At 66.5% G+C, this 21,973-nt stretch carries 23 protein-coding genes; 12 read left to right on the top strand and 11 right to left on the bottom strand.

Annotated features, from left to right (window positions below; all coding sequences use genetic code 11):
• The first annotated feature begins 70 nt into the window (after window positions 1-70).
• Window positions 71-1,036, top strand: coding sequence for a DUF2268 domain-containing putative Zn-dependent protease (locus AC5P9P_RS05565; protein ID WP_322535179.1), 966 nt, complete (start codon window positions 71-73; stop codon window positions 1,034-1,036).
• A gap of 49 nt (window positions 1,037-1,085) precedes the next feature.
• Window positions 1,086-1,877 carry an SGNH/GDSL hydrolase family protein gene (locus tag AC5P9P_RS05560; protein WP_111188237.1) on the top strand — a complete coding sequence of 264 codons (792 nt, stop codon included), beginning with the start codon at window positions 1,086-1,088 and terminating at the stop codon, window positions 1,875-1,877.
• A gap of 105 nt (window positions 1,878-1,982) precedes the next feature.
• Here the strand turns inward: AC5P9P_RS05560 and AC5P9P_RS05555 are convergent, their stop codons facing one another.
• Window positions 1,983-2,528 (bottom strand): thioesterase family protein, encoded by a 546-nt coding sequence (locus tag AC5P9P_RS05555; RefSeq protein WP_049403099.1) that lies wholly within the window; start codon window positions 2,526-2,528, stop codon window positions 1,983-1,985.
• A gap of 69 nt (window positions 2,529-2,597) precedes the next feature.
• Between AC5P9P_RS05555 and AC5P9P_RS05550 the strand changes: the two genes are divergently transcribed.
• Window positions 2,598-3,173 (top strand): TetR/AcrR family transcriptional regulator, encoded by a 576-nt coding sequence (locus tag AC5P9P_RS05550; RefSeq protein WP_184013596.1) that lies wholly within the window; start codon window positions 2,598-2,600, stop codon window positions 3,171-3,173.
• A gap of 34 nt (window positions 3,174-3,207) precedes the next feature.
• On the opposite strand, the gene AC5P9P_RS05545 is transcribed toward AC5P9P_RS05550, so the two are convergent.
• The gene (locus tag AC5P9P_RS05545) at window positions 3,208-3,519 is read right to left on the bottom strand and encodes a hypothetical protein (RefSeq protein ID WP_239501095.1); all 312 of its coding nucleotides are present in this window, start codon (window positions 3,517-3,519) and stop codon (window positions 3,208-3,210) included.
• 275 nt (window positions 3,520-3,794) lie between these two features.
• Between AC5P9P_RS05545 and AC5P9P_RS05540 the strand changes: the two genes are divergently transcribed.
• The 4 genes from AC5P9P_RS05540 (at window position 3,795) to AC5P9P_RS05525 (ending at window position 6,046) form a co-directional block, all read left to right on the top strand.
• On the top strand, window positions 3,795-3,947 hold the full coding sequence (locus AC5P9P_RS05540) for a hypothetical protein (RefSeq protein ID WP_161770769.1): 153 nt from the start codon (window positions 3,795-3,797) through the stop codon (window positions 3,945-3,947).
• A gap of 51 nt (window positions 3,948-3,998) precedes the next feature.
• Window positions 3,999-4,844, top strand: a complete 846-nt coding sequence (locus tag AC5P9P_RS05535) for an energy transducer TonB (RefSeq protein ID WP_184013595.1) — start codon at window positions 3,999-4,001, stop codon at window positions 4,842-4,844.
• Window positions 4,845-4,926: 82 nt separating this feature from the next.
• Window positions 4,927-5,376, top strand: coding sequence for a hypothetical protein (locus tag AC5P9P_RS05530; RefSeq protein WP_322535165.1), 450 nt, complete (start codon window positions 4,927-4,929; stop codon window positions 5,374-5,376).
• A 151-nt stretch (window positions 5,377-5,527) separates the two neighbouring features.
• Entirely contained in the window at window positions 5,528-6,046 is a 519-nt protein-coding gene (locus AC5P9P_RS05525; protein ID WP_049403096.1) for a hypothetical protein, read from the top strand.
• A 46-nt stretch (window positions 6,047-6,092) separates the two neighbouring features.
• On the opposite strand, the gene AC5P9P_RS05520 is transcribed toward AC5P9P_RS05525, so the two are convergent.
• On the bottom strand, window positions 6,093-8,204 hold the full coding sequence (locus AC5P9P_RS05520) for a TonB-dependent receptor family protein (RefSeq protein WP_495232637.1): 2,112 nt from the start codon (window positions 8,202-8,204) through the stop codon (window positions 6,093-6,095).
• A 194-nt stretch (window positions 8,205-8,398) separates the two neighbouring features.
• Window positions 8,399-9,835, bottom strand: coding sequence for a serine hydrolase domain-containing protein (locus AC5P9P_RS05515; RefSeq protein WP_495227199.1), 1,437 nt, complete (start codon window positions 9,833-9,835; stop codon window positions 8,399-8,401).
• A gap of 323 nt (window positions 9,836-10,158) precedes the next feature.
• On the opposite strand from AC5P9P_RS05515, the gene AC5P9P_RS05510 reads away from it, so the two are divergent.
• The gene (locus AC5P9P_RS05510; RefSeq protein ID WP_188239404.1) at window positions 10,159-10,572 is read left to right on the top strand and encodes a hypothetical protein; all 414 of its coding nucleotides are present in this window, start codon (window positions 10,159-10,161) and stop codon (window positions 10,570-10,572) included.
• 102 nt (window positions 10,573-10,674) lie between these two features.
• Window positions 10,675-11,136, top strand: coding sequence for an Imm30 family immunity protein (locus AC5P9P_RS05505; protein ID WP_495227200.1), 462 nt, complete (start codon window positions 10,675-10,677; stop codon window positions 11,134-11,136).
• 132 nt (window positions 11,137-11,268) lie between these two features.
• Here the strand turns inward: AC5P9P_RS05505 and hutU are convergent, their stop codons facing one another.
• From hutU to hutI, 4 genes are read right to left on the bottom strand one after another with little or no spacing between them, the layout of a single operon-like run.
• Window positions 11,269-12,936 carry a urocanate hydratase gene (gene hutU / locus AC5P9P_RS05500; RefSeq protein ID WP_495232636.1) on the bottom strand — a complete coding sequence of 556 codons (1,668 nt, stop codon included), beginning with the start codon at window positions 12,934-12,936 and terminating at the stop codon, window positions 11,269-11,271.
• The gene (hutG, locus tag AC5P9P_RS05495) at window positions 12,933-13,787 is read right to left on the bottom strand and encodes an N-formylglutamate deformylase (protein WP_005413876.1); all 855 of its coding nucleotides are present in this window, start codon (window positions 13,785-13,787) and stop codon (window positions 12,933-12,935) included. Before hutG ends, hutU begins: the two co-directional genes overlap by 4 nt.
• Window positions 13,784-15,325 carry a histidine ammonia-lyase gene (gene hutH, locus AC5P9P_RS05490; protein ID WP_024956379.1) on the bottom strand — a complete coding sequence of 514 codons (1,542 nt, stop codon included), beginning with the start codon at window positions 15,323-15,325 and terminating at the stop codon, window positions 13,784-13,786. Before hutH ends, hutG begins: the two co-directional genes overlap by 4 nt.
• On the bottom strand, window positions 15,322-16,545 hold the full coding sequence (hutI, locus tag AC5P9P_RS05485; RefSeq protein WP_049403141.1) for an imidazolonepropionase: 1,224 nt from the start codon (window positions 16,543-16,545) through the stop codon (window positions 15,322-15,324). The genes hutH and hutI overlap by 4 nt, the downstream gene beginning before the upstream one ends.
• Window positions 16,546-16,612: 67 nt before the next feature.
• Between hutI and AC5P9P_RS05480 the strand changes: the two genes are divergently transcribed.
• The gene (locus AC5P9P_RS05480) at window positions 16,613-17,983 is read left to right on the top strand and encodes a formimidoylglutamate deiminase (protein ID WP_495232635.1); all 1,371 of its coding nucleotides are present in this window, start codon (window positions 16,613-16,615) and stop codon (window positions 17,981-17,983) included.
• Window positions 17,984-18,011: 28 nt separating this feature from the next.
• The gene (gene hutC / locus AC5P9P_RS05475) at window positions 18,012-18,740 is read left to right on the top strand and encodes a histidine utilization transcriptional repressor HutC (protein WP_049403089.1); all 729 of its coding nucleotides are present in this window, start codon (window positions 18,012-18,014) and stop codon (window positions 18,738-18,740) included.
• 165 nt (window positions 18,741-18,905) lie between these two features.
• Here the strand turns inward: hutC and AC5P9P_RS05470 are convergent, their stop codons facing one another.
• From AC5P9P_RS05470 to AC5P9P_RS05460, 3 genes are all read right to left on the bottom strand, one after another.
• Window positions 18,906-19,916: a restriction endonuclease gene (locus tag AC5P9P_RS05470; RefSeq protein WP_495232634.1), complete on the bottom strand. Its 1,011-nt coding sequence runs from the start codon at window positions 19,914-19,916 to the stop codon at window positions 18,906-18,908.
• A gap of 236 nt (window positions 19,917-20,152) precedes the next feature.
• Entirely contained in the window at window positions 20,153-20,644 is a 492-nt protein-coding gene (locus AC5P9P_RS05465) for a phasin family protein (protein WP_024956383.1), read from the bottom strand.
• An 80-nt stretch (window positions 20,645-20,724) separates the two neighbouring features.
• Window positions 20,725-21,000 carry a polyhydroxyalkanoic acid system family protein gene (locus tag AC5P9P_RS05460; RefSeq protein ID WP_005410185.1) on the bottom strand — a complete coding sequence of 92 codons (276 nt, stop codon included), beginning with the start codon at window positions 20,998-21,000 and terminating at the stop codon, window positions 20,725-20,727.
• Between the two features lie 125 nt (window positions 21,001-21,125).
• Between AC5P9P_RS05460 and AC5P9P_RS05455 the strand changes: the two genes are divergently transcribed.
• Window positions 21,126-21,932: an FHA domain-containing protein gene (locus tag AC5P9P_RS05455; protein ID WP_049403088.1), complete on the top strand. Its 807-nt coding sequence runs from the start codon at window positions 21,126-21,128 to the stop codon at window positions 21,930-21,932.
• The last annotated feature ends 41 nt before the right edge of the window (window positions 21,933-21,973 follow it).

The following is a 21,973-nucleotide window of genomic DNA, read 5'->3' as shown; positions in this document are numbered from 1 at the left end:
CGCCTGCTGCAGTGGGCCGGGCGGAGTGATAGATTGCGCGCTTCGCATGCACTCCACCAAGGACGGAGCGATGTTCATGATCCTGCGCGGCCTGTTGGCCCTGGCCTGTGCCGGGGCGGTAGGCGTGGCCACCGCAGCGGTACCGGCAGGGCCGCAGATCCTCACCGAGGATGTCAACCGTTTCTATGCACTTTATGACAGCGCTGGCGGCAAGCCCGGCGTTGCGCAGCTGCGTGGATACCTGGCCGAGGGTTCGGCCGGCCTGGCCGAACTGGCCAAGGCGCGCCGGGTCACTCCCGAACGCATTGCCGAGTCCATCGCCAGCCAGCCCGAGCTGTATGCACAGGGACGAAACTGCCTGGCCGAACTGCCCGCGGTGAAGCAACGGTTGGTACAGGTGTTTTCCAACCTGCAGGCGATCTACCCGCAGACCCGGTTCCCGCCGGTGACCATCGCGGTGGGCCGCGGCCGGCCGGTCGGGCTGACCTCTAAAAGCGGCGTGATCATTGGTCTGGAAGCGCTGTGCGCGGCCGACTTCATGCATGCCAATGTGCAGGATCGCTTCGTGCACGTGATCGCACACGAATACGTGCACATCCAGCAGACCGGCCTGATCGACTTCGAGCCGGGTGACCCGCGTGCCACGGTGCTGCGCGTGTCGTTGGGCGAAGGCATCGCCGAATTCATCACCGAGCTGATTTCCGGCAACGTCGGCAATGGGCGTCACGCGGCCTGGACCCGTGGCCGGGAAGTGCATATCGAAAGCGCGTTCGCGCTGGATCTGGACAGCACCGATCTGTCGCCGTGGCTGTACAACTACAAGCCTGGCTCGCAGGAACCCTACGACCTGGGGTACTGGGTGGGTTACCGCATCGCCAAGGCCTATTACCTGCAGGCCAAGGAGAAGCGTGATGCGGTGCGTGCGCTGATCCAGCAGGACAACCCGAAAACGATCCTGGCCGCCAGCGGCTGGACGCCGGGCATGTGGATGCCGGCGAAAGTCACGGGTGTAGCGGCGCGTACGGCTGCACGCTGAGCACAGGGCAGGGCGTTAGACTGCGCAAGATGATTTCAGGAGTACCCGCATGCGTGGACCTGTTGAGCTTGCCGCTGCAACCGTCGTGACGTTGGGTCTCGCGTTGGCTTCTCCGCTGGGTGCCGCCGAAGTCGTCGCAGTCAATCCGCTGCTGCAGACGCCCATCGACCAGTTGCGCCCCGACGAGGTTCGTTTCATGCAGCAGCGCCTGGCCGATTTTCCGGAGTTGCAGCGCTATCGTGATGCCAACGCGCGACTGCCTGCGGCCGTGCCGGGCCAGCCGCGCGTGGTGTTCTTCGGCGACTCGATCACCGAAGGCTGGGGTGCGGAAGGCAGCGCTGGATTCTTCCCCGGCAAGGGCTGGCTCAACCGCGGCATCAGCGGCCAGACCACGGCGCAGATGCTGGTGCGCTTCCCGCAGGACGTGCTGGCACTGAAGCCACAGGTGGTGGTGATCCTGGCCGGCACCAACGACATTGCCGGCAACACCGGCCCGTCCACGCAGGCGATGATCGAAGACAACCTGCACGCGATGGTGGACCTGGCGCGTGCACATGGCATCGCCGTGGTGCTGGCATCGGTGCTGCCGGTCAGCGATTACCCGTGGCTGCCGGGCACGGCACCTGCGCCCAAGGTGCGCGCATTGAACACGGCATTGAAGCGCTATGCCGATGCGCAGCAGCTGGTCTATCTGGACTACTACACGCCGATGGTCAATGCCGCCGGAGGACTCGATCCGCAGCTGGCCGAGGATGGCGTGCATCCGACGGCGAAGGGCTATGCGGTGATGGCGCCGTTGGCCGAGGCAGCGGTCAAACGCGCGTTGGAGCATGGAAACTGATCACCAGCGGATCGGCTATGCCGATCGGGTGCGACATCCAACTGCAGCGCGGGCCGCCAGCGTCGCGGGGGAAATCACCCCATGCAGATAGCCGCCATCTGAAGCTCAGGCGTCGTCCTGCTTCAACGCCGCATCGGCCGCCAGCAGCGCCTCGGCGGCTGCACTGAGCGGCGGCGACGGCGGGGCAACCACGCCGATCGCTTCCATCATCCTCGGCATGCTCAGGAACTGGCGCGCGCGACGGTCGTAGATGCCGGTGACCAGCAGCGCACGGGTGGCGATCTTCTGCTCGGGCCCGATCAGCACGCGCTGCTCCATGATGCCGCGCGAGCCGATCCAGCCGACCAGGCGTGTTTCCAGGGTGAAGCGCTGGAACGGCTTGAGTTCGCGGCGGAACTGGATGGTGCCGGCGCCGACGATCGGTGCCCACTTCTCGCGCAGCGCCACCCGGCCCAGGCCCATGCGCAGGATCAGGTCCAGCCGGCCCAGATCGAAGATGTTCCAGTAGCGGCCGTTGGTCATGTGCAGGTTGCTGTCCAGGTCGTTGGGCAGTACCCGGAACTGCAGCCGCGAGACCCCGAACGGCGCCTCCAGCTTCGGCCGGAACAGGCTGCACAGCAGCAGGTGGAGCAGGCGGAACCAGAGATTCATGGTTATGACGACTGTTATAGAATCGCCGATACGCTAATTTATGACGACCGTCCTGGCAAGGAGCCTGCCGTGAGCCCGCGCCCCTCTGATGCGCCACAACGCGTGATTGATGCTGCGGCACAGATGCTGGCGCGCGTGGGTCTCAATGCCACCAGCATCCGTGAGGTGACCAAGCTGGCCGAGGCGCCGCTGGGTTCCACCTATCACCACTTTCCCGGCGGCAAGCAGGAGCTGCTGGCGCGCGCCACCCACATGGCTGGTGACAAGGTGGAGGCGCTCCTCGTTGAGTTGTTGAAGGTTGGGGCCGTGCAGGGTCTGCAGCAGTTCCTGGCGATGTGGCGCGAGCGCTTGCTGCGTTCCGGGTTCCGCGCGGGCTGTCCGGTGCTGGCCGCGGCAGTGGAGGAGCCGGTGGAGGCCGTGCCCAGCCAGCCACGTGTTGCCGCTGCCGAAGTGTTCGCGCGCTGGCAGCGGCATCTCGCCGCAGCCTTCATTGCCGACGGCCACGAACCTGCGGCGGCGGATGGACTGGCCAGCCTGGTGATCGCCAGCGTGGAAGGCGCCGTGGCGATGTGCCGCGCACTGCAGGACATCGCTCCGTTTGATCGGGTAGCAGCGCAGTTGCTGAAGGCCGCCGCGCCTCCTTGATCTGGCTATACGTGTGCGGAAGACGCGCAGCAGGTCATCGGAAGATCATCAGGTAGCCCCAGCCGAGCACGATGGGCAGGAAGGCACCGATGGCCGACGCGCCAAGCCAACGCAGGTAGCTGCGGGAGGCGGGGGATCCCTGCCGCTTGAGGGCCCAGGCATGCGTCGGGAGCACCAGCAACGCCTGCATCGCAAAGGTGGCCACGGCGGCAAGCCATGCCACCAGGACGCCGAGGCAGCCATCGCTGAAGCAGCGGCTACCAAACCACGAACCCCAACTGGCGAGGCCAATCATTGGAACGAACATCACGAGCGCGGTGGCGCGGGTGAACTGGGAGGCGTGCATGCCGTGGCGCATAGCTCTTCTGGTGGAAAATCATAATCCAGCCGCCGGCGCGCGGGTACAAGGCCGGCGCCAGTGCGGACTGTGGGTGATGGACCCACGGCCCCATCGCGCTAGAATCCGTCCACCACCGCCTACGCGTGCCCGGCAAGGATGTCCGCATGCAGTATCAGGTTTCTGAGGTCCCTGGCCGCAATGCCACGCGCCCGCTGGCGGCGGCATGAAGAACTTGCGCCATTTTTCCATCAGTGCATTGAGGTTGCCCAGGAGCCGCGGCAGTGAAGTCGTGCGTGCGGCTGGCCGCGCACGCGGTGGCCATGATCGTCGCGTTGACCGGCGCCACCGTTTCCCATGCCTCGGGTCTGCAGTGCGCGGCCGCTGTCGATGCAATGCCGCTGCGCTACCCGATTGCGGTAGTGCTGGCCGGGTAGTACTGCAATTCCGGGCGATTTCCTCTGTGCTTCACTTTTTCCAGGATCTTCATGCGACAGCGCATTGCACGGAAACGCGCCCTGGCCACAACGGTCGTTCTATCGATGGTTGCGGTCGTAGCGCTGATGGCCAGCGTGCGCCCGCAGTGGCGGCGGGAAGTCGGCCCGCCGCCGATCAATCTGGGAACGGCACGGATGCAGGCCGAAGTGATGGCAGAGCTCATCGACCTGCGACCGACACCGCCAGGAAAGCCGCCGGTTCCACCGACTCCAATGAAGAGAGTCTCCTCCCCGATGCTGGCCGGAAACAGTGGGTTCGCGACCGCAGCGGTGCGGTTGGAAGACGTCGCGCCAGCACACTTCGAGCCGCCCAGCTGGGAGCCCGACATTCCATTCGCTGTGATGGAATGGACTGCGCCTTCCTGCGGTGAAGGATATCCCGCCCCGGTCTGCCAGGTTCGTCACAGCGTCGTCGAGTGGCGCGATGATGACAGTGCGGCGTCCTTTCAATTGCAGCAGCATCTGGAGTCGATGCTGCAGGTTGCGAACCGTCGGGCTTCACGGGTACCCGGTCTCGCGTTCGAGCTTGCACACGTGCGGGCGCAACGGATGACGTGGGACGAGCTTCAGCAACGGCGCGCGCGCGGTATCGAGGGATGCACGGGTGGCCCGGGCAATCCGGATCTGGGCGTTGTCTATCTGCAGCGTCCTGTGTTCAGCCTGGACGGGAACTGGGCAATGGCATCGGTCGCCTCGGATCGGTGCAGTGGAGGAACGGCGATGCGTGTCCTCTACCTTCTGCATCGCAGGAAGGGCGGCTGGGAGCGTGTTCGAGTGGAGCCTGTCCGCTATACGAGCTTTGGACAGGGCCTGTGGCCAGCGTTGCCGAAGTCGTGATGACAGCTACCTCGTTCAAGCCAAACCGTGACTGCCAACAACGGATCGCCTGGCGACGCATTGCATCGCTGGCGGCGGCAAGGTGCCCAGCGCACCGCAGACGCCGTCCACGCGCGTCGATCGATGGCGCCTGCAGGAGCAGCCGCAGTTGACCGACCCGGTGGGGGAGGACATCTACGTGATGGAGCAGACCTTGCCCTATTGCTGGGCGGGCAGCAGTGCCTCGACCTGCCAGGAGGTGGACGATCTGGTCCTGCCGCTGGACGACCGGTGGCCGCCGGACATCCATGCGCTGCGATTGCAGCTGCAGGCGGACCTGGTTCCCGCCAATCGCCGGTCCACGCCAGTACCTGCGGGCGCATTGGCCGGTGCGCAGCGGATGGACGGCGCGGGGCTTCGAGCGCTGCGGGAGCAGGGGTGCAGGGCAACGGTGCATGGGCCGATTCGGACATACGACCACGTCGCCTATCTGACCCGGCCCGTTTTCAGTGTCGATGGGCAGTGGGCTATGATCGCGGTCGCCTGGGATTAGTGTTCCGGCGATTTCGTCTACCGGGAGCTTGTCGTACTGCGTCGGGAACAAGGACGCTGGATGGCCGCCCCCACGGAACGAGGTCTGGGCGGCGTATGGGACGGCCGTGTGCTGCGGCCCTGGACGTACAACCACTGACGAGGAAGAGCGCATGGATGTCGCTGCACGCAGGAACAGGACGTTGTTTCGTTGGATCATGGTGACGCTGCTGGCAGTATTGATGCCGTTTGCGGCACTGGCGCAGCCCGCAGCCCGGCAGGCCGATGGCGCCGAAGCCGCCACTGCCGCGGAAGAGGCGCGATGCCGCGCCTGCAGCTATGAGCGTATCGGGCACAAGGTCGATATCGGGCTGGTTGCACTGGTGTCGCTGCTGGTGGTGGGCCTGCTGGTAGCGGCGTCCCGCGAGTGGGGCACCACCTCGCAGCGATGGACCTGCCGCACGCTGGCTCTGTTGCTGGTGGGTGTCGGTGTGGCATTGCTGTGGTGGGCTGGCAGCGTCGTCTACCTGGGCTACAACCCGTGGCAGGAAATGGCCGCCCCCGTCGATGGTTCGCTTACCTCGACACTGCTCAACACCTCACCGAAGTGGCTGGCGGCGCTGGCGTTGATTGGTTTCGCACCTTCCATCTGGAAGCGCAGCGAGCGCCTGCCGGCCTGGCGTATCGGCTGATCCTGGAACGACGGCGCCGGATCACACCCGGCGCCGCCTGCGGTCATCAGTCAAACCGCAAACGCACACCAGTGTAGATGCCACGGCCTTCGCCCGGCGTCGAGCGGGCAATATCCCTGCCTGCGTCGTCGTAGCCCGGCGTGACCGTGGCGGCGTAGTGGCGGTTGCCGAGGTTGCGCATCTCCGCCCAGGCCTGCCAGCGGCCACCGGGTGCGTCGTAGCCGATGCGGCTGCCGAAGATCACGTGGCTGTCGGCCCAGTAGCTGTTGGCGTAGTTCACGGCGATGCGCGAGGCGTATTCGGTATTGAGCGCGGCGTACAGGCCGGATGCATGATCGAAGCGCAGCTCGGCCTGGTAGGCGTGGCGCGGCAGGCCGGGCAGGCGGTTGCTGCCGAAACGCGCGTCGTGGCGATAGCGGAAATCGCTGAAGGTATACGCCTGGCGCAGCGACAGGCGGCCCGGTGCAGCCTGCCACAGCGTGCTGTCCAATCCGGCCTCGATGCCGCGGTGAACGGTGGGGCTGGCGTTGTTCTCGGCGATGAACAGGTTCGGCACCGGTTGCAGTTCGACGCTCAGCAGTTCGTGGTTCACGTGTGCGTAGTAGCCGGTCAGTTCCCAGCGGCCCAGCGCCGCGTCACCGCGCGCGCCCAGTTCCAGCGTGGTGGCGGTCTGGTTCCGCATCGGCACCGGCGCGCGCTGGCGGCCGCTGGACGGGCCATTGCCTGGCCCGAAGTACTGGTTCGAGCCCCAGATCATCGACCATGGATGTGGCGCCTCCACCGAGCGGCTGAGGTTGCCGAACCACTGGGTCTGGGCGCTGTGCTGCCAAGTGAAGCCCAGTCGCGGCGCGTAGTCCCAGTCGTGGTCGCGAAGGCGGCCGCCGCTGCTCGGCCAGGTCACCTGCACATCGCGACGGGTGTTGATCAGTGCCAGCCCGGTCTGCATGCGCAGGCGGTCATTGAAGGTGAGGGTATTGCTGGCGTGCAGCGTGCTGTCGGTGCCGTGGTGGCGGAAGTCACGCGTGCGCGTACCGGCGGCATAGCCGTTGCTGGCAAAGCGCAGAGACTCGCGCACATCGGCGTCCAGATCGTGGGTGACGCGCAGGCCGACCGTGGTCTCGCTGTCCAGGCCGAACGGCCGGTGGCGGCGGCGGTAGTCCAGCGTGGCGTTGAGGTTGGCGTAGTCCAGCTGCTGCCGGTACAGGCTCTCGTTCAAGTCCATCGGGTACTTGTGATAGACCAGCCCGGCCTGCAACGAGGAGTCCTCATCGATCTGCAGCGTGGTGACGTTGCCCACCCAGGTGCTGCCCGGCTGCGGGCGACGCGCATCGATGGCCAGGTTGGCCGCATTCGCGGCACGCGGATCGTTACGGATCTGGTCGCGGGTCAGGCGGCCGGGCGTTTCATGATTGGTTTCGCGATAGCGCACGAAGAAGCGCGTCTGCAGGTCGGGCGTGATCTGCCAGCCGATGTTGGCCATCGCACCCTTGCCGTCGCCGCGCGAATGACGCTGGTAACCGTCGAACTCGGTATCGGTGTAGGCCAGGAAGTAGTCGACATCACCACTGACGCCGCCCCAGCTGATGCCGCGCTTCTGGTAGCCACGGCTGCCGGCTTCGTAGTGCAGCTGCACGCCCGCCGAATCACGACCGCTGCGGCTGACGTAGTCGATGGCACCACCCAGCGCCAACGCACCGCGCTCGAAGCCGTTGGCGCCGCGCAGGACTTCCACGCGCGACAGCCACAGCGGTTCCAGCAGCTCGTAGGGCGTGCCGCCCGGGCCGGTCAGTGGCAGGCCGTCGATCGACACCGCAATACCCGAGGCGTGCGCGCCCGGGCCCCGGTTGATGCCCGAGCCACGGATCGAGATCTTGGTGCCCTCGTTGCCCGGCGACTGCGCGCTGATACCCGGCTGGTAGGCCAGCACATCGGCATTGCTGGACAGTCGGCTGTCGGCCTTGGCCACGTCGATGACGTTGCTGGCGCCGGGTACGCGCTTCAGCGCCTCGCGCGCCTGCGCGCTGGCATCGCCAGCAGCGGTGACCTGCACCGCATCCAGCGTGGTGGCCTGCGGGACTGCAGCGGCAGTGGAGGCGAGGCCAAGGGAAACGGTCAGAGACAGCAGCGAGGGGATGGGGCGGTACGACGAGAGCGACATGCGGAAATGCTGTAAACCACGAAGGTGTCGCGCAAGTTAACAGGTCGACGGCGCCACGTCACCCATCGGCGGCGTACGGCCGCCCGCCGCGTTCCTGTAGAGCCGAGCCCACGCTCGGCTGATCGCGCGCAGCGCGGGTTGTCTGCCATCGCGACGAAGAGCAGCCGAGCATGGGCTCGGCTCTACAGCAGGGTTTATGGCGAGGGTTTCGTCATCGTCTTCGACTTTGCGTAGAACCGATCAGCTGCTTCCTTCTCGCCCAATGCCGCATGACACTCGGCCAGGCTGTCCCACACATTGGCCGAATCCGGATACAACTCGGCGTTGAGCGCGAACACTTTCAGTGCCTTGCTGGCACCCAGACTCTCGCGGATGGCATAGCCATCGGCATTGATCGCACGTTCCAGTTCATCGGTGAGAACGCCATTGCTGTTGCGCAGCCAGCTACGCATCCGCGGTTTCGCATCGGTGCTGTCATCCACCGCATAGCCGATCAGCCGCTCGGACAGCACAGCGTGCGGAAACTCCCCGGGCGCAACCACCGCCATCGTGCTCTCCACCAGCGTGCTGGACCAGACATTGCGGGCGCTGCCGTTGGTCAGGTACACGAACACCCAGTAGCCGTTGGCCAGCGTGCCCTTGTAGGCCAATCGCGCACGTACACTCGTGCCACCATCGTGACCTACCTGGGTGTAGCCGTCGCTTCGGGTGGTGTCCCAACCGGTGGAGAAGAAATTGCTGCCGCCACCGACCAGCTTCTGCGGCTGCCAGAGCTTTTCCAGGGTCGCCGTGCGCACCAGCTTGCCGCTCGCCAGCGCCTGCAGGAAACGGTTCATGTCGCCCACGGTGGTCTGCAGGTCGGCATGGCCCCAGCCGTAGTCCGGCCAGGGATCTTCATTGGCGGGCTGCAGTTGGCCATCCTTGCCGATGTACGGCACCGCCGCGCGCCGGGCCGGCACGCTGGCACCGCCCCACGAGGTGCTGGTCATCTTCAATGGCTGCAGGATGCGTTCGCGCGCGATGGCCGGGTAGGGCTTGCGGTAGTGCGCTTGCAGCAACGCCGTCAGCACCAGGTAGTTGGCCTGGGTGTACTGCACGCGGCTGCCGGTGGCGAACTGCATCGGTGTCGCGCCGGCTACCTTCAGTGCAGCGCCAAGGTCAGGGGCTACACCGGGGTAGCCCTTGCTCACCCAGCGGTTGTTCACGCGGTCGTAGTACTCGCCGATACCCGAGCTGTGGTTGAGGAAATCGCGCACGTGGATTGCCTGCCATACTGCAGGCAGGTCCGGCACATAGCGGCTGGCCGGTGCATCCAGATCCACCTTGCCCTGGTCGACCAACTGCATCACCAGCGTGCTGGTCAGCAGCTTGGCCATCGACTGCGCGGCGAAGATGGTCTCGACGGTGGCGGGCGCATGGGTAGCGGGATCACGTTCACCGCTGGCGCCCTGGTACAGCACCTGGCCGTTGTGGGCGACCAGCACCGCCTGGCCGGCAATGCCGTAGCGCTCGCGGTTGGTCTGCAGCTGGGTGCTGAGCTGCTTGGAAAGATCGCCGGCAGTTTCAAGCGCCGAAACGGGTGGGATCGCAAACAGCGTGCAGAGCAATGCAACGGCCAGGGTGCGGTACATCGCGGTGATCCATCAGCGGTGATGGCGCATGTTGGTCACGGCGGGAGTTGGGGTCAAGTCAGGCCGGATCTCTGTTCCACTCAGGCACAAAGGTGAGCAGGGATGAAGCAAGGCGGAAGCCTTTGGTAGCAGGTCTGTCGCGATTGCCCCTTCTGGCGCGCGGGGCCTTCAGATACAACGTCGGACCGGAGCGCGGCGATCTTGGATCAGGCCCCAGCCGGATAGACCTGTCCATTGAAGGTCTGTTGGCCGCGTCGCCACCTCGTAACACTGTGACTGCCGGATCGAGTAAATCTGCGGTCGCCCGCAACTGGAAGAAAATAATGGCCAAGCCCCGTGAATTCAAAAAACTGGTGGCATACCTGCAGAAGATTCCTGCGATGTCCGGGCCCATCCACTGGCAGCGCTGCGACGATGGAACTTGGTCAGTCGGCTTTTCGCTTGCCTTGGAACACCCGCTGGCGTGGAGCGCGGTGCAGGAGCTGGCGTATGTGCTCAACACGCTTTCTGTGTCGGAGCTTCTCCCCACTCGCTTCCTGCCCACGGCGCCACCGCCCTATCTCAATGGTCCCGCATGCTGGTATCTGGGCTGGCGCATCGAATCGACGCTACCCGGCATCAAGCCTGATGAGGTGCTTGAGTGGCTTGAAGGGCGATTGCCACAGCCAGTAGACGACGAATCGAAGTGGATCCCATCCATTGTTGAAGACTGCGAATCGCCTGACGATGGGGAGTGAGCCGGGCTGGCATGCCGACCTCTTGCTGCTGTTGGTTCAGTGGGATACCACTCCGCTGATGCTCCGGTGCAAGTAATGCCAGGTTCCGCCAACGAAGCTGTGATGAAAGACCAACTTCTGGACGAGCTGCTGCGGGCTTCGCGAATGATGCTTACTTCAGAAGAAGTTGCCGCATTTGACCGGACGGTTCAGGCGCTATCAGGCCTGGAATTCGCCAATCGCGAGCTGGGAGTCCTCTTCTCGATGTTCGCCGATGACACTCCACATCATGAAGTCATCTGGGGGCTTCTTCATCTCGTCGAGACAAGTGACAGCGAGATTTTGATTTCCGCGCTTGTCCAATCAACTCCGTACATGCGTCGCGTGGCACCAGAATGGTTGGAGACTTTCATCTGCAGGTTGCTTAATAGTGATCTACACAGAAATGTGTTGATTGCTTACCTGAAGAGCATGGCCTCGACGAAGGGTGCAGTAGAAGTCGTCTCCTTGATCGAAGCGCTGAAGGATGATACGTCGGACAGGATTCGAGCAAAGGCATCGGTGGTCGCCTCGGCACTGATGTAGCGGAGTGAGCGCCGACCAAGGTCGGCATCTACCAGAGCGTCCCCGCATCAGGGGGGGGGGGCGGACGGCGGACGGCGGCACGGGCAATGCTTGGGCGGTGCCGGCCAGCGGCCGGCACTACCCGGACCTCGATCAGCCGAGAATGCCCGGCAGATCCAGTCCCTTTTCCTTCGCGCATTCAATCGCGATCTCATAGCCCGCGTCAGCATGGCGCATCACGCCGGTGGCCGGGTCGTTCCACAGCACGCGGCCAATCCGCTTGGCCGCCGCCTCGGTACCGTCGCAGACGATCACCATGCCGGCGTGCTGCGAGAAGCCCATGCCGACGCCACCACCGTGATGCAGCGACACCCAGGTCGCGCCGCTGGCGGTGTTGAGCAGGGCGTTCAGCAGCGGCCAGTCGGACACCGCATCGGAGCCGTCGGCCATCGCTTCGGTTTCGCGGTTCGGCGAGGCGACGCTGCCACTGTCCAGATGGTCGCGACCGATCACCACCGGCGCCTTCAGTTCGCCGTTGGCGACCATCTCGTTGAATGCCAGGCCAAGTCGATCACGATCACCCAGGCCGACCCAGCAGATGCGCGCCGGCAGGCCCTGGAACTTGATCTTCTCGGCCGCCATGTCGAGCCAGCGGTGCAGGTGCGGGTTGTCCGGAATCAGTTCCTTCACCTTGGCATCGGTCTTGGCGATGTCTTCCGGGTCGCCACTCAGTGCCGCCCAACGGAACGGGCCGATGCCGCGGCAGAACAACGGGCGGATGTAGGCCGGCACGAAACCCGGGAAATCGAAGGCATTGGCCACACCTTCTTCCAGCGCCATCTGCCGCAGGTTGTTGCCGTAGTCCACGGTCGGCACGCCCAGCGCGTGGAAGCCGAGCATGGCGCAGATGTGGTTGGCCATCGATGCGCGCGCGGCCTTCTCCACTTCCTTGGGGGCGGAAACGCGCTTCTCGTCCCACTGCTCGACCGTCCAGCCCTGCGGCAGGTAGCCGTTCACCGGGTCGTGCGCGGAGGTCTGGTCGGTCAGCAGGTCCGGCTTCACGCCGCGCTTGAGAAGTTCGGCCAGCACGTCGGCGACGTTGCCGAGCAGGCCCACCGACTTCGGCGTACCGGCCTTGCACGATTCATCGATCAGGCGCAGCGCTTCGTCCAGGTTGTCGGTCCAGGTATCCAGGTAGCCGGTGCGCAGGCGCATGTCGATGCTGCTCTTGCGGCACTCGACGGCCAGGCAGGAGGCGCCGGCCATCACGGCAGCCAGCGGCTGTGCACCACCCATGCCGCCGAGGCCACCGGTGAACAGCCACTTCCCGGTCAGGTCGCCGCCGAAATGCTGGCGCCCCATTTCCACGAAGGTCTCGTAGGTGCCCTGCACGATGCCCTGCGCACCGATGTAGATCCAGCTGCCGGCGGTCATCTGGCCGTACATGGCCAGGCCCTTCTTATCCAGCTCGTTGAAGTGGTCCCAGTTGGCCCAGCGCGGCACCAGGTTGGAATTGGCGATCAGCACGCGCGGTGCATCGGCGTGGGTGCGGAACACGCCCACGGGCTTGCCGGACTGCACCAGCAGGGTCTGGTCATCGTCCAGGCGCTTGAGCGTTTCGACGATGGCGTCGAAGCTCTCCCAGTCGCGTGCGGCGCGGCCGATGCCGCCATACACCACCAGTTCCTGCGGGCGCTCGGCCACGTCCGGGTGCAGGTTGTTCATCAGCATGCGCAGCGGTGCTTCGGTCAGCCAGCTCTTGGCGTTCAGCGTGGTGCCGGTCGGCGCGGCGATGGTGCGGGACGGGTCGTTGCGGGTCATGCGGCGCTCCGGTTCGTAGCGAATTCAAGGCAGGCGTTGAGCACCTGCGCCAGGGTGTGGCGCAGTGGTGCGGCGTGGTCGGGGTCGAGCGGGGTGGGCCAGCTGTGTTCGTCCACCTGGTCCGGCAGGGGTTCGTGCATGTAGCCGCGGCAGGCAAGCTCCATCTGCAGGCTGTGCACGCCGCCGGCGATGTTGCTGTAGTGGCGGGTGATCCAGCCGCCCTTGAAGCGGCCGTTGCGCACCTGGCTCATGCCACTGATCTTCAGCAGGTTCTCCACCACGTCGCTCAGGGCGTTGTCGCAGGAGGTGTCCGGTGCGCCGGACGGACCGGCAGTCCCCAGGTTGAACTGCGGCAGTTCGCCCTCGAACAGGTGCGGGATATGCGAGCGGATCGAGTGCGCGTCGTACACCACCACGGTGCCGTGGCGTGCACGCAGGCGCGTGATCTGCGAAGCCAGCGCATCGTGGTAAGGCAGGAAATACGTGTCGCGACGACGGGCGATTTCTGCTTCGTCCGGTTCGTGCCCGGCGTGGTACAGCGGCTGGTTGTCGAAGGTCGTCAGCGGACACAGGCCGGTGGTGTTCTGGCCCGGGTACAGCGACACGCCGCTGGGATCGCGGTTGAGGTCGATCACCGAACGCGAGATCGCCGAGCGCACCGTGGTCGCGCCCATGCCGCGCACGAAGTCGTACAGCTCGTGCACCCACCAGTCGGCATCGCGGCGGGCCAGCCACGGCGAGTGGTAGTCGCCGATCAGGTCGTGCGGCAGCTCGCTGCCGGTATGCGGGAAGCTGACGATGAGGGGGGCATCGCCCTCGTGCACCGTCAACCATTCAGGAAGAGTCGTCATGCCTGCGGTTCCACAGTCGGCAACAGATCGCCCAGGCCCTGCGCCAGCGCGCCACTGCGCACAAGATTCGTGGCGGTCACCATGTCGGGGTGGAAATAGCGGTCTTCTTCCAGCGTCGGCACCTGCGCACGCAGGGTGGCGCGCACCGTTTCCAGCGCGGCGCTGGAGCGCAGCGGCGCATGGAAATCACAGCCCTGCGCGGCGGCCAGCAGCTCGATGCCGATCACGTTGGCGGCGTTCTCGGCCATCTGCATCAGCCGGCGCGCGCCATGCGCGGCCATCGACACATGGTCTTCCTGGTTGGCCGAGGTCGGAATCGAATCAACGCTGGCCGGGTAGGCGCGCTGCTTGTTTTCCGAGACCAGTGCAGCGGCGGTCACCTGCGGAATCATGAAGCCGGAATTCAGGCCCGGGCGCGGGGTCAGGAACGCCGGCAGGCCGGACAGGGCCGGGTCCACCAGCATCGCCAGGCGGCGCTCGCTGATCGAACCGATCTCGCACACCGCCATCGCCAGCATGTCGGCGGCGAAGGCCACTGGCTCGGCGTGGAAGTTGCCACCGGACAGCGCTTCGCCGGTGTCCGTGAACACCAGCGGATTGTCGGACACGCCGTTGGCTTCAATTTCCAGCGTGGTCGCGGCCTGGCGCAGGATGTCCAGCGCCGCGCCCATCACCTGCGGCTGGCAGCGCAGGCAGTACGGGTCCTGCACGCGCACGTCGTTGTCGCGATGCGACTCGCGGATGTCCGAGCCCTGCATCAGCGCGCGCAGGGTGGCGGCGGTGGCGATCTGCCCGCGCTGGCCGCGGATCGCGTGGATGCGCGGGTCGAAGGGCGTGTCGGAACCCTTGGCAGCTTCCACCGACAGCGCGCCGGTGACCAGTGCGGCCTGGAACACGGTCTCGATCTCGAACAGGCCCGCCAGCGCATAGGCGGTGGAGAACTGGGTGCCGTTGAGCAGCGCCAGACCTTCCTTCGCGCCCAGTTCGATCGGCTGCAGGCCGGCACGTGCCAGTGCGTCGGCTGCCGGTAGGCGCTCGTCACCGATGAAGGCTTCGCCTACGCCCAGCATCACGCTGGCCAGGTGCGAGAGCGGCGCCAGGTCACCCGAGGCACCCACCGAGCCCTGTGCGGGCACCACCGGCAGCACGCCCTTGACCAGCATCGCTTCCAGCAGCAGCAGCGTCTCCTCGCGAATGCCTGACGCACCCTGCGCCAGGCTGACCAGCTTAAGCGCCATCATCAGGCGCACCACGCTGGCCGGCATCGGCTCGCCCACGCCGGCGGCATGCGAGAGCACGATGTTCCGCTGCAGGGTGGCCAGATCTTCGCGCTCGATGCGCACGCTGGCCAGCTTGCCGAAACCGGTGTTGATGCCATACACCGGCGCGCCCTTGGCGACGATGGCGGCCACCGCCGCAGCACTGGCGCGCACCACCGGCAGCGCGGCCGGGTCCAGTGCAAGCGGCGCACCGCGATAGACCTGCCGCCACTGGGCAAGAGTGACATGGCCGGGGCGAAGAACCAGGGTGTTGCTCATGTGTTGCTCCAGGAGGCAGGCAGGTCGGGCTGTCCGCGCACCACGCGCGCGTGCAGCGGGTTGAATCCAATGCGATAGACCAGGTCGGCGGGGGCATCGATGTCCCAGATCGCCAGGTCGCAGTCCAGGCCCACGGCGAGGCGGCCGATGCGGTCGCTGCGTCCGAGCGCGCGCGCCGCTTCACGGGTGAAGCCGGCGATGCACTCATCCACGGTCAGGCGGAACAGGGTGGCGCCCATGTTCATCGCCAGCAGCGGGCTGGTCAGCGGCGAAGTGCCCGGATTGCTGTCGGTGGCCAGCGCCAGCGGCACGGCGGCCGCACGCAGCGCAGCGATCGGCGGCAGGGTGGTATCGCGGGTGAAATAGAAGGCACCGGGCAACAGCACGGCGACGGTGCCGGCGGCGGCCATCGCGGCGATGCCGGCATCGTCCAGATGTTCGATATGGTCGGCCGAGAGGGCACCGAAGCTGGCGGCCAGTTCGGCGCCATGCTGGTTGCTCAGCTGCTCGGCATGAATCTTCACCGCCAGCCCGTTGGCGCGCGCCGCTTCGAAGACCTGCCGCGCCTGCGCCGGCGAGAAGGCGATGTTCTCGCAGAATACGTCCACCGCTTCGGCCAGGCCTTCGGCGGCGATGGCCGGAATCATCACGTTGCACACCTCGTCGGTGTATTCCTGCGCCTCGCGGCCTGGCGGAATCGCGTGTGCGCCGAGGAATGTGGTCACCACGTTGACCCGGCACTCCTCGCCCAGCGCACGCGCTACCTGCAGCTGCTTGCGTTCGTCGGGCAGGGTCAGGCCGTAGCCGGACTTGATCTCGATCGTGGTCACGCCTTCGGCACGCATCGCCAGCAGGCGCGGCCGGCTTTCGCTGGCCAGCTGTTCCGGGGTGGCAGCACGGGTGGCGCGCACGGTGGAGACGATGCCGCCGCCGGCACGGGCGATCTCGGCATAACTGACGCCCTGCAGGCGCTGCTCGAATTCGTTGGCGCGGTTGCCGGCGTAGACCAGGTGGGTGTGGCAGTCGATCAGGCCGGGCGAGATCCAGCGGCCTTCGCCATCGATGCGGGTGGTCGGCTGCAGGTGGGCGTCGCTGCCGGCCGGGCCGACATGGACGATGCGGCCGTCGGCGCAGGCCAGCACGCCATCGCGGATGACACCCAGCCCCTCGCCATCGAGGGTGATCAGGTGGACGTTGGACCAGAGGGTATCGACGTGCATGGCATCCACAACGCGGCTGTGCTTATATGTCTATACAATATAGGCGTCCATTTCGGGTTGTCCAGCCATGTCCGATTCGCGTTCCCCGCTCTGTTTCCATGCCACCCACGCCCTTCTGGCCGATGGCTGGGCCCGCGATGTCCGCCTGCAGGTGCAGGACGGCCGCATCACGGCGATCCACATGGGGCAGGGCGCCCAGCACGGCGACTCCCGCGTCGGCATCCTGGTGCCGGGCCTGCCCAACCTGCACAGCCATGCCTTCCAGCGCGGCATGGCCGGGCTGACCGAGATCGGCGGCGGTGACGGTGACAGCTTCTGGAGCTGGCGTGAGCTGATGTACCGTTTTCTGGCCCATCTGCGCCCGGACGCAGTGCAAGCCATCGCCGCCCAGGCCTACATGGAAATGCTGGAAAGCGGCTTCACCCGCGTCGGCGAATTCCATTACCTGCACCACGACGCCGAGGGTCGCGCCTATGCCAACCGCGCCGAGATGAGTGCACGGATTGCTGCCGCCGCCGACCAGACCGGCATCGGCCTGACCCTGCTGCCGGTGTTCTATGCACATGCCGATTTCGGCGGGGCGCCGCCGAATCCGGCACAGCGTCGCCTGATCCACGACGTGGACGGTTTCGCGCAGCTGCTGGACGCCGCCAAGCCGGCACTGGCCGCGCTGCCGGATGCGGTGCTCGGCATCGCGCCGCACAGCCTGCGTGCAGTCACCGGCGAGGAATTGAGTGCGTTGCTGCCGCTGACCGACGGCCCGGTGCACATCCATATCGCCGAGCAGGTGCGTGAAGTCGAGGCCTGCCTGGCCTGGAGCGGCCAGCGTCCGGTGCAGTGGCTGTACGACCATGCACCGGTGGATGCGCGCTGGTGCTTGGTGCACGCCACCCACATCACCGACGATGAGCGCGCCGCCATCGTGGCCAGCCAGGCCGTGGCCGGCCTGTGCCCGATCACCGAAGCCAATCTGGGCGACGGCCTGTTCCCGATGCAGGCGTTCGCGCGCGAGGGCGGGCGCTTCGGTGTCGGCTCCGATTCCAATGTGCTGATCGATGCGGCCGAAGAACTGCGCCTGCTCGAATACGGCCAGCGCCTGACCCTGCGCGGTCGCAACGTGCTGGCCCCGGATGCCACCCGCAGTACCGGCCGCTTCCTGTTCGAAGGCGCACTGCACGGTGGTGCACAGGCGCTGGGCGTGGCCGCTGGCCTGCAGGTCGGCGCCAGTGCCGACCTGGTCGAACTGGATGCCGGGCACCCGGCGCTGCAGGCGCGACAGGATGACGCATGGCTTGACAGCTGGGTGTTCGCCGCACGTAATGGCGCGCTGCGATCGGTCTGGCGCCAGGGCCGCCAATGCGTGGCCGAGGCCCGCCACCTGCAGCGCGAGGCGATCACCACCGCCTTTACCGCCGCCCTGCGTGGCGTGCTGGGCTGATCGCCTCCCGCTACCGAGACCCCATTACGTGAAGGCCAGCAAGTCCGCCACGCTCAACCAGCGTATCCGCAGCGATCTGGAAAGCCGCATCCTCAGCGGAGAATGGGCGCCGGGCTTCCGGATTCCGTACGAGCACGAGCTGATGGAGCAGTACGGCTGCTCGCGGATGACGGTGAACAAAGTGCTGACCGCGTTGGCCGAGAGCGGCATGATCGAGCGTCGCCGCCGTGCCGGTTCGTTCGTGGCGCGGCAACCCCCGCACCTGGAGCAGGTGGCGCTGGAGATCCCCGATATCGCGATGGAGGTTGGCTCGCGCGGCCACCAGTACACCTATCGCCTGCTGCAGCGCGACCTGCGCCTTGCCGATGCCGGCAATGCCGGTGAAGTCGAGCTGGCCGGGCAGGAAAACCTGCTGGCGATGCGCTGCCTGCACCTGGCCGATGGTCGCCCGCTGGCGCTGGAGCATCGCCTGATCAGCCCGGTGGGGGTGCCGGAGGTGTTGGAGGTCGACTTCAGTACTACCGCGCCAGGCAGCTGGCTGCTGCAGAACGTGTCGTGGACCCGTGCCCAGCACCGCATCAGCGCCTGGGGGGCAGATACCGCCACCGCCAGGCTGCTGGACGTGAAGCCCGGCACCGCCTGTCTGGTGATCGAGCGCCTGACCTGGCGTGGCGAACAGCCGATCACCCGCGTGCGCCAGGTGTTCCTTGGGGATGCCTGGGACCTGGTGGCGCGCTTCGCGCCGGGCGCGCGATAGGGATTCCATCCACGCATGGCGTGGATCTACCAAGGGGTTCGCTCGATGCGCGATGAGTCGAGCGTGGCTCGACTCTGCAAAGGCGCCCACGCATGGCGTGGACCTACCAAAGATTCGTGCATCGGGATTCAGTAGATCCACGCCATGCGTGGATGTTGGTCCCAATCAATACGTGGCGCATTGCCGCCAGCGTACCGGCTCATTCACGCCCGGGCGGGCATTGAGCTGGATGCGCACGTTGCGCAGGGCGGGGTAGTGCAGCACTTCCTCGCAGACCTGCGGCCACACCGCGTCCAGCTCGCCCGTGCGGTTGATCGCCAGCGTCTGGCGGGTCAGCCAGACCCCGCTGGCGATACCGGGCTTGCCGGCCAAGGCGCGGGAAAGATCGGCCTGGAAGCGCTCCAGCGTGGCGGCATCCGGGTTGGGGTTGCTGCGCGCGTCGGCTGAGGGCGCGGCCGGTGCAGGCGCAGCGGCCGGCGGCGTGGTGGCGGGGGCCGGTGCCGGTTCGGGTGCCGCTTCAACCATAGGCGCAACCGGCGCGGGGGTATCCGCCACCTCGGCAACAGGCGCGGTGTCCTGCACATGCAAGCCTTGCAGGCTCAATCCCACCAGCAGGCCCAGCGTGACCGCGCCGAGCGCGGCAATGGCGATCCGGCGCAAGGCTTCATGGCGGGCGCTGGCGCGCACACGGGTTTCGATTTCCGCCGGCAGGTAGGGCTGCAGCAGCGGCCACAGGCGCGGACCGTCCAGTACTTCTACCGCCTGCTTCTCGGCAGCGCTGCGCCCGTCGCGTTCCATCCGGCCTTCGGTCAGCAGCACGCCGCCCTTGGCGCCGGCCAGGCGCGCAGCAGCCCCCAGCTCGTTCACTGCGGCGGTGCCGATACGGTAGGCAAGGCCATGCTTGCAGGACACCAGCCACTGGTTGGGGCCGTCGCTGAGCAGGAAGTCGCTGCTCGGCTCGCGGGATTCCTCCGCCGGATCATTCAGTTCACGCAGGCCGCGCTGTTCGCGCAGCATGCGCTTGACCAGTACCGAGAACTCGCGCCAGTGCATGCCGGCCAGCGCTTGCAGGCCGAGTTGCATCTCCTTCTGCCGCCGCTTGATCCACCACAGATAGACAACAGCCAGGGAACAGGTAAGCAGGGCCGACAGCAGGGCCAGGATCCAAGGGAGCATGCAGGAGGTGCGCGGAAGGGGCGAATGCGGAAGACGACAGTGTAAAGGTCGCACTATCCGGCTGGGTCAGGACGTTCCTGACAGGAAGCGTGATGGAACGCTCAGATCGGCATACGGCGGGCACGAAAAACCCGCCAATCCTGAAGCCGTGAGGGGAGGGAACAAACGGCAGCCGAAGCGATTGGCGGGTTGCTCGCGATTGTCAATCAAATTTTATTGCATTGCAACAATGGCCGTCAGGGCACGCTGCCTGGCGACTGATGGCTGCCCGGGGCGGGAGCATCGGCGCCCGAGGCCGCACGGTTTTCCAGCTTGGCCAGCCGCGCGTGCAGGGCGTCGATACGGGCTTCCAGCGCGGTCACCTCATCGGCAGTTGGGACATGCAGGCGCTTGAGCACGCCCTGCACCTGGTCATCGAAGGCCTTTTCGACCTTGTTCCAGGTGCCAGAGGCCTTCTCGCGGGCCTCATCCAGCGAGGATTCCACGTTGTCGCGCCAGCCCGGACCCTGTTCGCCGTGGCGTTCACGGCGGCGGGCCTCCCAGGCTTCGCCTTCCTTCACCAGGCCGTCGAAGAAGCGGCTGCCTTCGGCCTGTGCACGGCCAAGAGCGCCCAGGCCGGCCAGCCAGACCTGCTGCGCCGAGTCACTCAGCTTGCGCGAGAAGCGCTCGGCCTGGTCACCGAACGAGGCGTCGTCGTTGCGGCGGTCATCGTTTTCGTACTGGTTCATCGCACTTCCCGTGGGAGTTGGGCCTGCCCCGAGAGTAGCGTGCACTGGCGTTGCACGGCCGTGACGGCCGCCGCCGGGGTTCAGCCCAGCTTTTCCTTCAGCACGCGCTGGATCTCGCCCTCGACCATGCCCTTCATCGCCGACAGCAGGAAGCCCAGCTTGGCGGTCACGCGCACGGCGCCCGGCTGCAGTTCGATCGCACCGTCCACGCCGCTGCCGGAGAAGTTCAGCACGTCGGCGGCCCAGGACGACTTCAGGCCGAAGCGCTCGGACAGCTTGGCGGCGACCTGTTCGATCGCGGCGCGTGCCTGTGCGTCGGGCAGGGCGTGGGCGTGGCGGACATCGATGGTGGACATGCAGGCTCCTGGCGCAGGGCGGGGATGATCAATGAGGGCGAGCATTGTGCGCATCGAGGGCCGTCGCGCCAAGCACTCATCGCAGGTTCTTCTTCGTTGGCGGCCAACCTGCTAGGCTGCGCCGCGTGCAGAACCTGCTTGTTCACTTCAGTCAACAACAACAGCCCGACCAGCCGCTGCGGCCCGGGGTGCAACGCATCGTGCGCCAGGCCAACGGCAGCGTGCGGCTCGGCGACGCCGGCCACGGCGCCCTGCTGCTGGCGCAGTTCTGCATGGACGATCGCGGCCTGTGGCTGCAGGTCGGCAACGGTATCCGTGGCATCCACGTGAATGGTCGGCCGGTGCGCCGCATGGCGCTGCTGCGTGCAGGCGATGCGGTCTATGTGGACGGCGTGGAGATGGTGCTGCAGGGCGAGGTCGAGAGCCTGCTGCAGGCACCCGCGCCGAAGAACGACGATGGCACCGATGAGCAGCAGCGCCTGCTGCGCGGTGTCGGCGGCCTGCATCATGGCCGCAGCTATACGCTGTCGCGGGCACGGTTGATCGGCCGCGGCAGCGACGCCGACATCGCCATCGACGATCCGGCCTTCGCCGAACAGCACGCCCGCGTGGAAGTGCACGGTGATCGTGTGCTGCTGCGCGACCTCGGCAGTGCCGACGGCACCCGGGTCAACGGCGTAGCCGTGCGCCACTGCTGGCTGCAGGCCGGCGACCAGGTGGTGTTCGATGGCCAGCATCGTTTCGTGCTGGAAGTGCCGCATGATCCACGTCGGCGGCCGTTGCCGGCCGAGGACGAGTCCGGCGACGACGCGGAACAGGCGCCGGTGCTGCCGGTGACGCCGCGCAGGGTCCGGCGCTGGCCGTGGCTGCTGGCCAGCGCCTTGTTGCTGGCGGCAGTGCTCAGCCTGCTGCTCTGGTTCGGCGCGCGCTGACGGTCGCGCGGTGACGGTAGTGCCGGCCGCTGGCCGGCAAC

Source organism: Stenotrophomonas sp. YJH_SMC_14-1, assembly GCF_059372275.1.
Note: the sequence above shows the minus strand (reverse complement) of the source record. Positions and strands in the feature narration are given on the sequence as shown.